The sequence below is a fragment of the Fimbriimonas ginsengisoli Gsoil 348 genome, from assembly GCF_000724625.1.
GTDB classification, from domain to species: Bacteria; Armatimonadota; Fimbriimonadia; order Fimbriimonadales; family Fimbriimonadaceae; genus Fimbriimonas; species Fimbriimonas ginsengisoli.
Genome location: NZ_CP007139.1, coordinates 4,847,741 through 4,863,278 on the forward strand (window position 1 = coordinate 4,847,741; position 15,538 = coordinate 4,863,278).

The window sequence follows — 15,538 nt, forward strand, 5'->3', positions numbered from 1 at the left end:
CTGCCGAAGGCTCCGAAGGCTCCGAAGGCTCCGAAGGCTCCGAAGGCTCCGAAGGCTCCGAAGGCTCCGAAGGCTCCGAAGGCTCCGAAGGCTCCGAAGGCTCCGACAAGTCCTACTTGTCGGAGCGGAACGGCACCGCCGGAAGGCCGGAGCCGTTGTACAGAGTGGCGGAGGGGTTGGACGCCCAGGCGTAGCGCACGGCGACTGGCTGCGGGACCTGAGGAGACCTCAAGAGAACCGAGTTACCGATGATCTCGCCGGTCGCCCAGTGGAACTTACCGTCCGCGCCTGCGATGGCGAACCCTTCGACCTTTCCACCCTTAGCCACAAGGCCGCCATCGGTGTGGTTGAACGTCACCCGGATTGCGTCTCCTTCCGACTTAACCGACCGGAACGTCGGGCCGGAGGCGACCACGTTCTGTCCATACGCAACGCGCAGTGCCTGCAACGCGAGGCGCAAGCCAACTTCCTGCTTGTTCTTCGGGTGGATGTCGACCTGATCTCCGATGTCGATCGTGACCGCCAGTCCGGCATTTCGCACGTGGTCGGCAGTCATCGTCTGAGCTTCGCGAAGGTAAGCCCACGCCTCGTCCGACGGCTCCTTCGGTGGGTCCATGAAGTTCGCGAGCTGGACGATGAGGAACGGAAAATCGCCCTGGCCGAATCGCTTCCGCCAGTCGCCGATCATCGTCGGGAGGAGGCGCTGATACTGCTTCCCGCGATCGGCGTTGCTTTCGCCCTGATACCAAATCGCCCCCTTTATCGCCAGCGGAACGAGCGGCGCGATCATCCCGTTGTAAAGCACGGTCGGAACGTTCGGGTTGTTGGACACATCTTGTGGGAACTGCGCGAACTTTGCGAGCTCTCCTGCCACGTTATATCGCCAGTTCTCGCCAAGCGGGATCTGACTGCCGTCGGCAAGTTTAAGAAAGAGATCGCTCGCTGGAGAATAAAGGCCGCCCCCGCCGCCCGTATCCATTACTCTCACCGCGATCACGTTCTTTCCGGGATGCAACACGCCAGCCGGAATCGCGTAGTTCCGATCGGCCGCCCAGTTGGCGATCGATCCGACCGAACGGCCGTTGACCCACGTGTAGTCGATGTCGTCGATCTTCCCTAGCGAAAGGGTCGCGCCATCGGTCTTGGTTCCCTCAGGAATCTCGATCTCTCGCCGGTACCACACCAGACCGTCGAATTTGCCAAGACCGATCGAATCGAAGTCCGTCTTGGCGCCCGCCGTTTTCCACGACGAATCGTCGAAGTCGGCGCTCTGCCAATTCGCCGACGTTCCGGGATCGTTCTTGGCAAACCACTCGTCGACGAGTTGGGCATAAGGCGTTACTTTGGCGTTCTTGGCAGCGTCGATCTGGGCGAGTCCGCCGTCGAAATCCTTCATCGGGATGAGCGCTTCGCGGCTGGTCCATGCCTCCGCGATCGTTCCTCCCCACGAGGTGTGTACGAGTCCGATCGGAACCTTAAGTCGCTGGTTAAGCTCTCGGCCGAAGAAGTAGGCGACGGCCGAAAATCCGCTCCAACCGCCGGCCGATACCGTCGCCGGCGAGCATTGGGCCCAAGTTCCACCATTTACGGGAATCGGGTCGTAAGAGGTGGCGTGGGGAACCGTGTAAAGGCGGATATCGGGATGGTTGGCGGCGGCAATTTCGGCGGCCGCGTTATTGACGAGGCCAATCCCCATCTCCATGTTCGACTGTCCCGAGCACACCCACACGTCTCCGACGAGAACATCGTTGAGTTCCACGTGCTGACTGCCATCGATCTCGACCTTGTAAGGCCCCCCAACCGCCGGAGGCGACACCCTCGCCGACCACTTGCCCGCCGCATCGGCGACGCCCGCGCCGCTATGTCCGCCGATGGTAACGCGAACCGATGTCCCGGGAGCCGCCCAGCCCCAAAAGGTGTTCGGACGGTCCCGCTGCATCACCATGTGATCGCCGAATACGGGACTGAGAAAGGGCAAGGGAGCGGGCGTTTGCCCGGCGGTAAGCATCGAGAACATCGCGCCAATTAGCATAGATTCACCTCAAATATGCCGCGATGTTACCGTGCCCTTGCGCTCCTAAGCACACATTCCCGCGTCCCCCTAAAACGTCACGCGCCGCGGGAGTCTAGGGAGTTGATAATGGGGAAGGCGTTGGGCGTTAGGCGTTAGGCGTTTACCCAGAGATAACTCCCTTCTGCTAGCAAACTCAGCGCCAACGCCGAACGCCCTCACGCCCAACTCCGATGCTCCCCTTCCTCGCCGCCGGAATGATCGCACTTGCCGGGCTTCATGGCCGGGTGGCGACGGAGCGGATGTGGGGGGTGACCCTCGATGAGGTTTCCGACACCTCCGCGATCGTCGAGAGCCTCCGCGGCCTAAAAGCAAAGATGACCGCCCGCGTCGTGTTCGACCCAGGAGCGACGCCGAGAGAATACGCCTCCGCCGTGCACGAGATCGGCAAGGTCGCCGACGTGATGGGGTCTCCAGTCGATTCCGCTCCACCGAGCGGCAAGATGTCCGTGGACGCTTATCGGAAACGCATGGCGGATTTCATGGATGGCCTTGGCACCGACGTCAATCTATGGGAAATCGGGAACGAGGTGAACGGCGACTGGACCGGCGATTCCCGCCAGATGGGGCTGAAAATCGAGGCCGCGCTTCATGAAGCGAAGAAACGCCGACACAAAGCGGCGCTGTGCCTCTTCTATAGCGATTACTACCTAGGCACCGACCGCGAAATGGCCAAGTGGTCGGAAGTTAACCTTTCGGACGACGTCAAGCGCCACGTAGACTACGTCCTCGTCAGCTTCTATCCCGCCAGCGCGACGGGCGAACACCCGGACTGGAAAGCGCAGTTCAAACGCCTGGGAGAAGTGTTTCCGAAAGCAAAGCTCGGCTTCGGCGAACTTGGTTTGAGGAAAGAGGATTTCACCCTCAGCAACGACGAATCTGGCAAAGAAGCGCTGATCCGTCGCTACTACCGTATGGCTTCGCCACTTCCGGGCCGGTTCGTAGGCGGCTACTTTTGGTGGACCTTCCGCCAAGACGCCGTCGCGAAAAATGCCCCGTTGTGGACCGCCCTGAAAAAATCGATCGGGTGACGAGCCGCCCTTGAGTTCGACCCTTTCGCTCCAATACTTGAATTAGGCCTCACCGATGCTTCCTGCCGTACTTGCCCTTCTAGCTTCACAGACCGCCGCTCCCGAAAGGGTATGGGGCGTGACTCTCGACAACGCATGGGACGCGACGCCGATCGTCACCGCAGTCACGCCGTTTTGGAAGAAGGTCACCACGCGCGTCGTGTTCGATCCCGGAGTCGCCCCGACCGATTATCTATCCACCGTCAAGAAAATCCATCTAGTCGCCAACGTGCTGGGCGAGCCAGTCGACTCCGAACCGGAAAACACGAGCCTGACCGTCGCTCAGTATCGCCAGCGCTTCTCGACGTATATGACCACCCTCGGAAAGAACGTGGACATTTGGGAAATCGGCAACGAAGTCAATGGAGAATGGACCGGCCCCTCGGCGACCATGGCTCAGAAGATTTCCGGCGCCTTCCAGGAAGCAAAAAGCCGGCAGATCAAGACCGCACTAACCCTGTTCTATAGCGACGATTCCTTGAACACCGACCGAGAGATGGTGACCTGGAGCCGCAAGTACCTCTCGTCCACGGTCCTAAACGGCGTCGACTACGTGCTCGTCAGCTTCTATCCGACCACTGCGACCGGGTCTCATCCCAACTGGACCAAGATCTTCACCGACCTCGCGGCCCTCTATCCGAACGCGAAACTCGGGTTCGGCGAACTGGGGCTTGCGAACGAGGACGGAACGCTGAGCACCAACGCTGCGGCCAAGAAAGCGCTCATTCAGCGCTACTACAAACTGGCCGACCCGATCAAGAGCCGCTTCGTGGGCGGCTACTTCTGGTGGGAGTTCCAAGAAGACGCCGTCCCAAAGTACAAACCCCTGTGGCGAACCTTCTTCGACCTGATCCGTTAATCAACGGCGGATCGCGGTCTACGGCTAATCTTATAGAACCTAAAGCCCTACGGAGGCGTCCACCCTTCGCAAAGCTTACGTTGTTTTCATTCAATAAGCGGAAACGCGTCGGAGAATGGAACTGAACGTCATCAAGTCGACGCAGATATAGCAAGACAAGCGGTAACGCTGTACGAGGAGACCACCGAAAACTCATGACCCGAACCCTGCCCGTCGTGGCTCTCGCCCTCGCATTCGGACTTGGCTTCCCAACTGCCGTCCAGGCCCAGGCGGCCAAGGAAGAGCCTAAGAAAGAAGAGGCCCAAAAGGATCCGAAGGTTGCCGCTTATGACGCTGCCATCAAGGATCTCAAACGGATTGAGGGCTCGGTCGTCCTCTACCAGCGAAACAAAGAGCTACTCCTAGAGCTGCCGGAAGACAAGCTCGGCAAGCTCTTCCTGGTCCAAGTCGCGTTAAGCACCGGGCTCGATGCTGGTCTCATGAGCGCCGGCATGCCTGTGGGCGACACTCCCGTCGACTCGTTCAAGTGGGTGCGAAACGAAGGCCAAGTCTGGCTGGAGCGGCCGAACATTGCCAACCGATGGGACCCGAAGGACGACCTCTCTGTCGGCGCCCAACGAACCTTCCCGGAAGCGATCCTTGGCTCGTTCCGGATCGAACAGGAAAATCCCCAAAAGAAGCTTCTCCTGGTCAACGTCACCCAGCTCTTCTTCGGCGACACTTTCCACCTCAGCGAGATGGTGATGAGCGGCCTGAACGGCCCGTACATGTTGGAGCGGGATAAATCGGGCGTAGAAGCCGTGCACGGCTACCCGGAGAACACGGTCGTCCAGATGAAGCTGCACTACGCTTCGCCGCGCGGGTCTCAAGGGAATCTGTTAATGATGCTCCTCGGCCTCGGCGGCGAGAGCACTCTAGAGGACGACCGCAGCGCCCCGGTCCGGGTCACCTACGACTTGTGGTACCGGAAGGACGATGGCTACGTGCCGCGCCTTGCCGACCCCCGAATCGGATACTTCACGCAAGACTTCTTTTCGATCGACCGATTCCTGAACGAGGATCGCCGGGAGCGATACATCAACCGGTTCCACCTCGAAAAGAAAGACCCTAAGGCGAAGCTGAGCGAGCCGGTGAAGCCGATCGTGTGGACGATCGATCCCTCCATCCCCGAGGCGTACCGCCCGGCGATCAAGGAAGGGATCCTTCGATGGAATAAGGCGTACGAGGATCTCGGCTATAAGAACGCGATCCAGGTTCAGGATGTGCCGAAAGACGACAAGAACTACGACCATGCCGATGGGCGATATAACGTCGTTCGGATGCTGATCGGACCAGGCGCACCGTTCGCCGCGATCTCGCTCCCCCGAACCGACCCGATTACCGGCGAGATCCTCAACGCGAGCATCACGCTCGATGGCAACGTCATCCGCGACCTCCAAGTTGAGCACCAGCGGAACCAGGCGAGCTTCGGCACCGCTCGGCAGAAGGCGCTAAACGTCATGCTGCGCGATCCCCAGCGCACGGAAACCGACGATTACTACCTGTTCGCGACTCCTGAGCAGCGCGCTTGGAAGCAGGCTCAGGCGACCATGAAGAAGTACGGCTGGACCGACCACGCTTGCGACTACGCGAGCGAGCTCGGGATCGACGCCGGTCTCGATTGGTATGCCATCGCCTCCGTAGCGGGCCCTCTAAATAAGGAAGAGTACGTAAAGCGATTCCTCGCCGACTGCGTTTCGCACGAGCTCGGCCACTGTCTCGGCCTTCGCCACAACTTCGCCGGTTCCACCAACCTTACGACCGCCCAACTTGCCGACGACACGTTGACGTCCAAGACCGGGCTGACCGCTAGCGTGATGGACTACACCCCGCCTAACGTGCAGGCCGTCCTGCGCGGCAAGGGGAATTTCTACACGACCTCGATCGGCTCGTACGACGAGTGGGCGATCCGATACGGATACTCCGACTTCGGCGCCAAAACTCCAACCGGCGAGAAGTATCAGCTCGCCCGGATCGCAAGCGAATCGAGCCTCCCTGGCCACGCCTATAAGACCGACGAGGATGCCGATAACTGGGACCCGTACGCCGTCCGCTTCGACCTTGGAAAGGATCCGCTCGTCTATAGCGATCGGGTGCTCCTCTCCCTGGCCCGAGCCCGCGACTACGCGATCCACAACCTTCCGAAGCCGGGCGAGAGCTACTCGAAGCGAACTGCCATCATCGTCAACTCGCTCCTCCGCTCTTTCCGAGAAGGTAGAAACGCGGCGCGATTCGTCGGCGGCGTTGTCGCGAACAAGAACTTCAAGGGAGACGCCGGCGAGCAGCCGACGCTCGCCCCGGTAACCCCCCAGATCCAGCGGCAAGCCGTCTCGCTCGTCACCAAACACTTCTTCGCACCGGACGCGTTCGACCTCCCGCCCAGCGTTCTCTCCAGCCTCAGTCAGGATGAGAATTCCGGCGCTTGGACCGCTCCGCTCCGCGACATCATCGGCTCGTTCCAGGCGAATCTGCTCGCGATGTTGATCGGCGCTTCGGCAACCGACAAGATCACCGAGAACTCCTATAAGAACAACGGCTATACGCTCGACCAGCACTATGGAACGATCATCTCCGCGATCTTCTCCGAAGTCGGTCAAAATCAAAACATCAAGCCGCTTCGGCGCGACCTGCAGCGGTTCGCCATCAGCGGTCTGATCCAGCAAACGGGTGCGCCGCAGGGTTCGGTTAACGAAGACGTCCGAATGATTACCGGCGACATGCTTCGCCGGCTCGACAAGCGATTTGTCGCCCAACTCGCCAAACCGGCCAAGCTCGACTCGATGACCCGGATTCATCTGCGGGACAGCCACGAGACCATTTCCCGGTTCTTGAACCGCACGGCGGTCACCAGCCGGTAAGCTTGTTACCTTCGTTTCTCCCGGCACCTGGGAGGCGCGAATAGGTCCGAAGGATCAGGATGATCTGATCGATCTGGAGAAATCCAGTCGATCCGGTCATCCTTACTATTCAGACCCATGGGATCTAGTGCAAATGGCGACCCTTGAAACGTCTCTCAATGCCGAGGACACCGTCCGCGAGCTACAGGGCTATATCGATCGCGCCGTCGAGGCAAACGGCGGTTCGACCGCCGCCCGTAAGCCTGCCCACCGGATCAAGTTTCATTGGCCTCCGCACCCGGTCAGCTACTCGTTCCACGTCCTCGCCTCTGACTGGACCGGAACGGCCAGCTTCGAAGCCCACGGAGACGTCTTCGAAGTGCAAGTCGCCCGTACCCCCTTCGGCGTCTTTGGTCGAGCTCCGGATATCTGGCATGAGGAGCGGGGAGAAACGGAGGCTCAGATGCTTGCCCGCTTGCGGGAGACGAGCGAGCCGCTGTTCCAACGGCAACTCGCCATCGGCCGCGCTTTGGAGCGTCCCGGACGGTTTACCGGCCACGTGCGCGACCTGCCGCCGATCGACCTGCTAAAGCTGCTCTACTGCGAAGATCGAGACGTAGCGAACGAGGCCCGCTCCGAGGTCGAAACCCACGCTAGCAGCAACCGCGTCTTCTTTCCCGCCCTCGTCGCCGTGCTCTCCGACCGCCGGCACCCAAACCGCCGATCCGCTCAATGGTGCGTGCTCGACCTCTTCGAAGACCTACCGAGCTACTGCGATTCGCCCGAAGAAGAGCTCGCCGCCGTCCAAGCGATGAAGGGGCTGATCTGGGACGCCGAGAACGATTACGCCCGGACAGTCTACAAAGCCGGCGTGGTCCTTGGTGGACACCTTCCCTACGTCTATGGCGGACCGACGCTCATGGAGTGCCTTGAGGCGCCGAGCCGCATAGGGCGACGAAGCGCGATCCACGGCCTCTACCATGTGGTGGAGTGGGTGCCGGCTTTACAAGCCGACGTAGTCGCCGCGTTGCGCCGGGTGGCGGAGCAAGATACCGAACCGATTCTCCGCGCCTATGCGGCCGCCATGGCCGGCGACCTGGAAAGGGCCGATGGCGACCACGCCGCTGACCCAATTTTCCCGGACGAAGCTTAAAGTGGCACGGGCGGCTCGCCCGTGAGTGGCACGGGCGGCTCGCCCGTGAGTATCTCGGGCGGCCCGCCCGAGTAAAAAGCCTTCAGCCAATCCCAACCAAAGCGTGCGTCGAACTTTCGCGGGCCCGTATAAACTGGCTCCATGCTCGCCCTTCTCGTCGCCCTTCAAACCCAGGATTTCGGAAGAATTCTCGACGATCCGAAGCTCGACGGCTCGATTGCCGCCGTGGTAGTTGCCGACCGAGACGGGAAGATCTTGTTCGAGCGGAACTCGCGAACGCACGTGATGCCGGCAAGCAATATGAAGCTGCTGAGCAACTCGTTCGCCCTGTACCAACTTGGACCCGATCGAAAAGGGGAAACTCGGTTCTGGAAGGAGCCGACTCGCACGGTGGTCGAAAGCACCGGCGACCCGATGCTGACCCACGATCAGCTCGTCGAGGCTCGCAATCGGCTCCGACTCGACCGACGCCTGCCGGTTTATCTCCACGAGGAATACGCCCCGGGATGGGGTGAGAACTGGGAATACGGCGACCTCCCCAACAAATACGCCGCCCCGGTCTGCGCATTCAACGTCGACCGTGGCTCGTTCGAGATCTGGAGCCAAGGCGGCAAACCCCAATTCCGCCCCGAGGCATATGGAACCCGGGTGGTGCCCGCCGCGCTTCCAAAGGGTACGACAACTCGGTACGACCCGTTCACCCGGACCGTTTACGCCACCAACGCCGCATTCACCAAAGACCAGCGCGTCGATACCCTGTCCCTTCCCCACCCCGACGAAGCCGCCGCCAGCCTACTGGGTTCGCGCATGGTTCCCACCGACGAAGTACCAAGGAGAGCTCCGGATCTCGTAATCGCGGGCCCGAAAATCATCGACGTCGTCGGCGCTTGCCTTCCCCCTAGCGACAATCAGCTCGCAGAACAGCTCCTCATGCTCGGAGCCAGAACCGAAGGTCCCCTCGGTCTCGACGCCTACGCCACCGCAAGGACGCGGCTGACAAACTTTCTCACCCGTATCGTCGGCATCGACCCTGCTGACGTCAAAGTCGACGACGGCTCCGGTCTCAGCCGTCACAACTACGTCACCGCCCGCGCTATCGTAAAGCTGCTCGCTTGGTCCGACCACCAGCCGACCGCCCTCCAGTGGCGCGCCGCTCTTGCTCACGCCGGCAAAGGGACGCTCGCCTCACGCCTAAAGGGAATCGAGTTCACCGGCAAAACCGGCTCGCTCGATTTAGTCGCCGCTCTCTCCGGCTACGTCCAAACCCGGAACGGCGAGACCCGTATCGTCAGCATTATCTTCAACCAATTCGGCTGCTCCCCCGCCGAAGCCCGAGGTATCGCCGACCGCATCGTCGCCGCCGCCTCCGACTAGCGGTTGGAAGGCCGACGCCGCAGTTAAACCCGCCTGGATAACGTGCCTTCCTCGTACTTCTCCACGTCGGCAATCCACGCCCTTCCGACAGGGACGTCGGCGCGGCGGCAGAGCTCGTCCCATATTTCGCCAAACGGAAGGGTCTTTGCCTCCTCCATCAGCCCCAGCTTTTGCGCCAGCTTTCCTTCCGATTCGTATTGCTTGAGCTGGGTCTGCGGGTCGAGCAGGCCGTACAAGATCGCCTTCCGCGTCGCCCGGATGCCGATCACGTACGCCGCGATCCGGTTGATGCTCGCGTCGAAGAAGTCAAGCGCCACCACCGCCCGGTGCAACGCGTTCCCCCTCGCCAGTTCCAGAAAAACCGCCTTTAAGTCGTCGTTAAAGATCACCACGTGGTCGCTGTCCCACCGCATCGGACGGCTGGTGTGCAGCAGCAGCCGGTCATGGAATTGCAGCAACGCGGACAACTTGTCCGCCACCGACTCCGTCGGGTGAAAATGCCCCATGTCAAGGCAAAAGAGCTTTTTCCGAGAGAGGGCATAGCTTGAGTAGAACTCGAACGAGCCAACCACATAATCTTCGGACCCAAGCCCGAATAGCTTGCTCTCCACCGCGTCCGTGCACCCGTCGACCGGTTCCCTCAGCACCTCGTCGAACGATTCCAAAAGACGCGCCCGCGGCGACCAACGGTCGGCTGGCGAATCCTTGGCGCCATCAGGAACCCAGTGGTTGTTCACACACTCCGAGCCTTGCGCGGCCGCGATTCCGCCCGCGATATGTCGCGACGCAACTCCATGCCGAATCCAAAACTCCCTTACTGCCGCGTCGGCGTGGGAGAGGGTGAAGCCGGACGCCGCCAAGGGGTGTCCAAAGTAAGTCGGGTTGAAGTCGAGCTTAATCCCGAGATCATTCGCCCAGTCGATCCAGGAGGCAAAGTGCTCAAGTCCCAACCGATCCCTAGACACCGCTTTGCCCGCGGTGTCGGCATAAGAAGCGTGTAGGTTTGCCCGGTGGGTTCCGGGTACTAGGCGAAGCACCTGTTCGTAGTCGGCGCGCACCTCGTCGACGTTGCGGGCACGCCCCGGGTAATTCCCGGTGGCCATGATCCCTCCGGAGTCCTTGGCCCCTTCGTGCACCTCGAACCCGGCGACGTCGTCCGCCTGCCAGCAATGAATGGAGATCGACGTTTTCAACGCCTCTTGGATCGCTGCCTCGGCATCGACCCCTGTCTCCGCATAAACCTCTTTTGCTCGTTCGAACCCGGACATCCCGCCGCTTTTACCCGCTTTTTGAAAATCCGGGCCGTCTTCTCCAAACGTAGCGCGGCAAGAGCTCACCTTCCGCTATTTTCGGCACGACTTTAGGAAATGCGCCCAGTACCACACGCCGAGACCCGGCCTCGCTTCTCGTAATACTGCTGGTGGTACTCCTCCGCGATCCAAAACTTGGCCGCGGGCGTAATCTCCGTCTTGATCACTTCCCCCTGCGACCGAAGATGCTCGCAAACCTTTTCCGCCACCATTCGTTGCTCGTCGCCGAACGTAAAAATGGCACTCCGATACTGGCTGCCCGGCGACCAGTGACTCGGCGAGTGCATTGCGAAGAACATCTCCACCAATCGCTCGTACGAAACGGTCGTCGGGTCGAATTCAACCAAGATCACCTCGGCGTGCCCGGTATCTCGTCCACACACCATTCGGTAAGTCGGATCCGGCACGTGGCCGCCGCTATAGCCGACCGCTGTCGCGACGACACCATCTACGAGGCGGAACTCCGCCTCGGGACCCCAGAATCACCCCGCGCCGAACAGCGCGAGATCGTGCCCGCGAAAGCGGGCTTCCTCGATCATTTCCATACCTTAATATGACTCCGGGTGCTAAGAGCCCGTAGCCGCTTTAGCGCGGAGAAGCCAGCCGATACCGATGACGACCAACGTTACGATCGAAATCGCCAACGCCGTCTTCCCGTGCCGATGCCCCTTAGAATTCGCTTGGATCGCGTAATAGACGCCGTAGGCGGCAAAGATAAGCCCGATACCGTGAAACGCGAAAAAGAAGACAAGAGCGAGGACCGATCGAATGATCGCGCCCCAAATATCCTTATTTCCGTCGTCGACGGCGTACCCGACAGCTTGCCGCGGGTATGGCGACGGCGGCTGGTTCCAGTTCGCGCCTTGTCCGGGCGGGGGCACCGTGCCAGCCGTGTCCGGGAAGATTCCGCTAATCGTCGAAGCCGCCGCCACTTGGCCCGTGTTGAAGTTCTTCAACATCGTATGTGGCATGACTCGCCCTTCTTGGGCCCACTGTCGAAGCTGATCGAGCGTCGCCGGGCCGTACTCCTTTCCGTCGGCACCGATCACAAAATATTCCATTGGAGGGAAGTTACCGCTACAGAAGCCCAACTGCAAGGCCGATCCTTGCGAATTGCGGGCTCGTTAACAGATTGATAAGGTTAAAGGGCGCTTGCGAACTCGACAAGGCGACTTATGTACTCTTCGCGTCGGGTTTCGAAACACCCCGCGTGAGGTGCTCCGTCGACCACCCACAGCTTCCCTCCCGATGCCTCCACCAGCCGGTCGGCATGGCTACGCGCGATCAATTGATCGTCGCCGCCCTGAATAACCAGCGAAGGCTTTCCCTTCCATTTCGAGGCAGCGTTCATCGGAACAACTTCGCTCGGCCTTAAACCCGCCATCGCGGAAGCGATCCAGACCACCGGACGTAGGTAAACGCTCGCGCCCGTAGCCTTTCTCTCGAACCAGGTTGTGATCGTCTCGTCGAAGCGCGCATAAGCTCCCTCGGTGACGACACCAGCGGCACCGGGATCGTTCGCGCTCGCGAGCCAGGCCGCCGCGCCTCCCATCGAGACACCCGCGTAGATGATCTTGGCCTCGGGGTTTTGACCCCGAACCCACGCCGCCGTGCGGTTCAAAGTCGCTGCCTCCTTAATACCGAAGCCGACCTCGGGCTGCGGACTCGCGTCTTGGCCCGGCATCGCGGGAGCCACCGAATCGATCCCGTGCTTGAGCAGCGCAGGCATCACCTCGCTCCACGAGCCCCGATCCCCGCCGTATCCATGGGCGAAAACGAAGACCACCTTCGACGCATGCCCGTTTGTTAGCCCCGGCGTACACCAGGCCGGATCCTCCTTGTGCCCCGGCCAAGGAATTCCTACCTCGGACAGCCCCTTCCCCATCACTGGGATATGCCGCCCCGGCATCAGATAGGACCGCGCTAAGAAATAGCAAATGCCCGCGTAGCCGGCGACGAAAACGGCCAGATATGCGGTCACGCGGCGTCGCAACCCTCGTCGACGAATAGATGGATGTGTGTTGCTGGACATGGCATATGGCCTAACCAGGTGTACCATGCCCCAACGTTTCCAACGGTCCCAACTTTCTCCTCCGGAAGGCGTGGCCGTCCCGGAAGCTCCCGTACCAAACTTAATTGCCCGATAGCCTCTCGTGAGCAACCAACAGGCCGTCCAACGTCAGCGTCGGCTCGTACTCCTCTAGACTTTCGCAAAGCCCGAGGAACAGGCTTCCCAACCCGCCCGTCGCAATGACCCTCGCCTCGCCCAACTCGGCGCCGATCCGTGCCGCTAGCGCATCGATAGCGCCGGCGTATCCCAGCATGATTCCCGACTGGAGCGACTGAACCGTCGTCTTACCGATCGCCTTTTCCGGCGCCTTGAACTCAACCGCCGGTAGCTTAGCTGCCCGGCCGAAGAGCGCCTGACTCGAAACGTGAACCCCGGGCAAGATCGCTCCCCCCGCGTACGTCCCCTCCGAGTCGATCGCGTCGAACGTCGTCGCGGTCCCAAAGTCGACGACGATGATCGGCGGACGGTACTTCACCAGCGCCCCGAGCGCGTTCGCCAAACGGTCCGCCCCGACCGCCGTCGGCGGCTCGTAAGAAACCTTGAGACCGACTTGATCCCCCCGCCGCAAGAACCGAAGCCGCACGTTCAGCCACCGCTCGCACATCTTGTCGAGGGCCGGATCCAAAGCGGGAACGACCGACGCGCAGATCGCGCTATCCACCTTCCAAGGCAAACCGGAAAGGTCGAAAAGCCCCCGGAGCCAAACCCCGATTTGATCCTCGGTGTCGTCGGCGTCCGTGCTGCGGCGCCACATGGCGATCCAGTCGGCGCCATCGTGGACGCCGACTACCGTGTGGGTGTTTCCTACGTCAATCGCCAAGAGCATAGGTCAGGTCGACGCGCCCTTCGACGTGTCCTCCAAGTTCCCGCTCCATCGCGGCGACGATGTTATCGCAAACCCGGTCGCGAAGCTCATAGTCGTCCGCCTCCACCATCACTCGGATTACCGGCTGGGTGCCGCTGGGGCGAACGACGAGCCGGCCATGGCCGTTGAGATCCTTCTCGCCCTGCTCCAGCTCCGCCTTGATCTTGGTCTCCCACCCGTCCTTCGATGCCACCGCCATGTTCACCATGATCTGCGGCCAAGGCTGATAATCGTCGTAGAACGACGACGCCGGACGATCCTCCACCTTCAGCACGCGCAGAAGTTCCAGCATCGTCATCAGACCGTCTCCGGTTGGTCCCCGCCGCGGGAAAATGATGTGGCCGCTCTGCTCCCCGCCCACCAGAGCGCTCGTCCGTTCGATCCGCTCCGCGACGTACTTATCCCCTACCGGGGCCCGCTCCAACCTGATCCCGCGGGCGGTCATGTAAGCCTCGAAGCCGCCGTTGCTCATCACGGTGCCAACCACCACCGGCGGATCAAGCTCGGCCCGCTCCTGGTAGTGGGCGGCCCAAATACCGATCGTACGGTCCCCGTTGATCAGCCTTCCTTGCTCGTCGCTGAAGACGGCTCGATCCGCGTCCCCGTCGAAGGCGACCCCAATCGCCGCCCCCGCTCCCTTCGTAAAGTCCTGGATCGTTTGCGGCTTGGTCGCGCCCCCTTCCGCGTTGATATTAAGGCCGTCCGGACTCGCGCCCATCAGCACCACGTCCGCCCCCAAGCGATGAAGAATCTGGGGACCAAGCTCGTATGCCGCTCCATGAGCTGCATCGACGGCGATGTGCATCCCCTCGAGGCGCTCCGGAACCGCGCTCTCCAGCAGATTCATATACCCTTCGAGCTCGCTCCGATCCAGCTCATAGGTGCCGACGCCCGCGCCCGTCGGGCGCTCTTCCTCGGAGCTCATCAGCGCCTCGATCCGCAGCTCCTCCGTGTCCGGAAGCTTGCGCCCGTCGTGGCCGACGAACTTGATGCCGTTGTCCGGCGCCGGGTTATGGCTCGCCGAGACGATGCCGCCCAACCCATAGTTGCCGGTCCGCGCCGCGAAGGCGATCGCCGGAGTTGGGGCGACCCCCAGCGAAACCACGTCAACGCCGACCGAGCAGAGGCCAGCCGCCAGCGAAGCTTCCAGCATGGTTCCGCTCTTGCGCGTATCTCGGCCGAGCACCGCGCGTCGAGGCTGCCCGTTGGCGATCAGCCACCGCCCTGCCGCTTGCCCCAGCGAGAACGCCAATTCCGGAGTAAGTTTTTGATTCGCGACCCCGCGAACGCCGTCAGTACCGAAATGCTTTCTACTCATGATCCGGTGGCCACCTTCACCCGCGCGGGGCGGATGATGCGGTCACCCATCTTGTAGCCCGGCTCTGCTTCCACCACGACGGTCCCCGCCGGATGCTCGGTCGAAGGCTCCATTCCGATCGCCTCGTGCACCTCGGGATCGAACGGCGTGCCGATCGCTTCGATGCGGCGCACGTTCTGCCCCTCTAACACGGCGCGTAATTGCCGCTCCACCGCTTGGATACCGACGAGCGCCTGCTCCGCCGTCGCCCCCTGCTGGAGGTGGGTTACCGTCCGTTCGAAATTGTCTAGCACCGGCAAAAGCGCGGTTACGAAGTTCTCCGTGGCGAACTGGCGGAGTTGCGCGACCTCGTTCTGATTTCGCTTCCGGAAGTTCTGGAAGTCCGCCATGGTCCGCAGAAGCTGCTCCTTCGTACCGTTCAGCTCGTCTTGCAGCCGCACCATTTGCGTGCTCAAAACGTTCAGGTCGGCATCGGTCTCGTCGTTGCCGATTTCCTCTTCGATGGGCTCTTCAGGCAGATATTCGTTTTCGTTGGACAATTGGATCTGATCTCCTCTAAACAGACCCAAAG

At 61.3% G+C, this 15,538-nt stretch carries 12 protein-coding genes and 1 pseudogene; 5 read left to right on the forward strand and 8 right to left on the reverse strand.

The features are described from left to right. Window positions 1-112: 112 nt before the first annotated feature. On the reverse strand, window positions 113-2,017 hold the full coding sequence (locus OP10G_RS21840) for a sialate O-acetylesterase (RefSeq protein ID WP_227625004.1): 1,905 nt from the start codon (window positions 2,015-2,017) through the stop codon (window positions 113-115). 227 nt (window positions 2,018-2,244) lie between these two features. Here OP10G_RS21840 and OP10G_RS21845 point away from each other — a divergent pair, with 227 nt between their 5' ends. The 5 genes from OP10G_RS21845 (at window position 2,245) to OP10G_RS21865 (ending at window position 9,403) form a co-directional block, all read left to right on the forward strand. Beyond that, window positions 2,245-3,102, forward strand: coding sequence for a hypothetical protein (locus OP10G_RS21845; protein ID WP_025228304.1), 858 nt, complete (start codon window positions 2,245-2,247; stop codon window positions 3,100-3,102). Window positions 3,103-3,157: 55 nt separating this feature from the next. After that, entirely contained in the window at window positions 3,158-4,000 is an 843-nt protein-coding gene (locus OP10G_RS21850; RefSeq protein ID WP_025228303.1) for a hypothetical protein, read from the forward strand. A 194-nt stretch (window positions 4,001-4,194) separates the two neighbouring features. Beyond that, window positions 4,195-6,897: a zinc-dependent metalloprotease gene (locus tag OP10G_RS21855; protein ID WP_025228302.1), complete on the forward strand. Its 2,703-nt coding sequence runs from the start codon at window positions 4,195-4,197 to the stop codon at window positions 6,895-6,897. A 133-nt stretch (window positions 6,898-7,030) separates the two neighbouring features. Then, entirely contained in the window at window positions 7,031-8,029 is a 999-nt protein-coding gene (locus OP10G_RS21860) for a hypothetical protein (RefSeq protein ID WP_025228301.1), read from the forward strand. A 141-nt stretch (window positions 8,030-8,170) separates the two neighbouring features. Further along, entirely contained in the window at window positions 8,171-9,403 is a 1,233-nt protein-coding gene (locus OP10G_RS21865; protein WP_025228300.1) for a D-alanyl-D-alanine carboxypeptidase/D-alanyl-D-alanine-endopeptidase, read from the forward strand. A 23-nt stretch (window positions 9,404-9,426) separates the two neighbouring features. Here OP10G_RS21865 and OP10G_RS21870 read toward each other — a convergent pair whose 3' ends face one another. The 7 genes and pseudogenes from OP10G_RS21870 to OP10G_RS21900 all read right to left on the reverse strand — a co-directional run bounded on the left by OP10G_RS21870 (window position 9,427) and on the right by OP10G_RS21900 (window position 15,536). After that, entirely contained in the window at window positions 9,427-10,671 is a 1,245-nt protein-coding gene (locus OP10G_RS21870; protein WP_025228299.1) for an L-rhamnose isomerase, read from the reverse strand. Between the two features lie 92 nt (window positions 10,672-10,763). Continuing rightward, window positions 10,764-11,183 (reverse strand): annotated as a pseudogene (gene msrA / locus OP10G_RS21875) (peptide-methionine (S)-S-oxide reductase MsrA); the annotation flags it as partial. 96 nt (window positions 11,184-11,279) lie between these two features. Continuing rightward, the gene (locus OP10G_RS21880) at window positions 11,280-11,774 is read right to left on the reverse strand and encodes a DUF4339 domain-containing protein (protein ID WP_025228298.1); all 495 of its coding nucleotides are present in this window, start codon (window positions 11,772-11,774) and stop codon (window positions 11,280-11,282) included. 80 nt (window positions 11,775-11,854) lie between these two features. After that, complete coding sequence (locus OP10G_RS21885; protein ID WP_025228297.1) at window positions 11,855-12,694, reverse strand: alpha/beta hydrolase; 840 nt, start codon at window positions 12,692-12,694, stop codon at window positions 11,855-11,857. 151 nt (window positions 12,695-12,845) lie between these two features. Further along, window positions 12,846-13,604: a type III pantothenate kinase gene (locus OP10G_RS21890; RefSeq protein ID WP_265101639.1), complete on the reverse strand. Its 759-nt coding sequence runs from the start codon at window positions 13,602-13,604 to the stop codon at window positions 12,846-12,848. Beyond that, a complete protein-coding gene (gene glmM / locus OP10G_RS21895) occupies window positions 13,594-14,967 on the reverse strand; it encodes a phosphoglucosamine mutase (protein ID WP_025228295.1) in 1,374 nt (457 codons plus the stop codon). Before glmM ends, OP10G_RS21890 begins: the two co-directional genes overlap by 11 nt. Beyond that, window positions 14,964-15,536, reverse strand: coding sequence for a nucleotide exchange factor GrpE (locus tag OP10G_RS21900; RefSeq protein WP_144241308.1), 573 nt, complete (start codon window positions 15,534-15,536; stop codon window positions 14,964-14,966). Before OP10G_RS21900 ends, glmM begins: the two co-directional genes overlap by 4 nt. Between the last annotated feature and the right edge of the window lie 2 nt (window positions 15,537-15,538).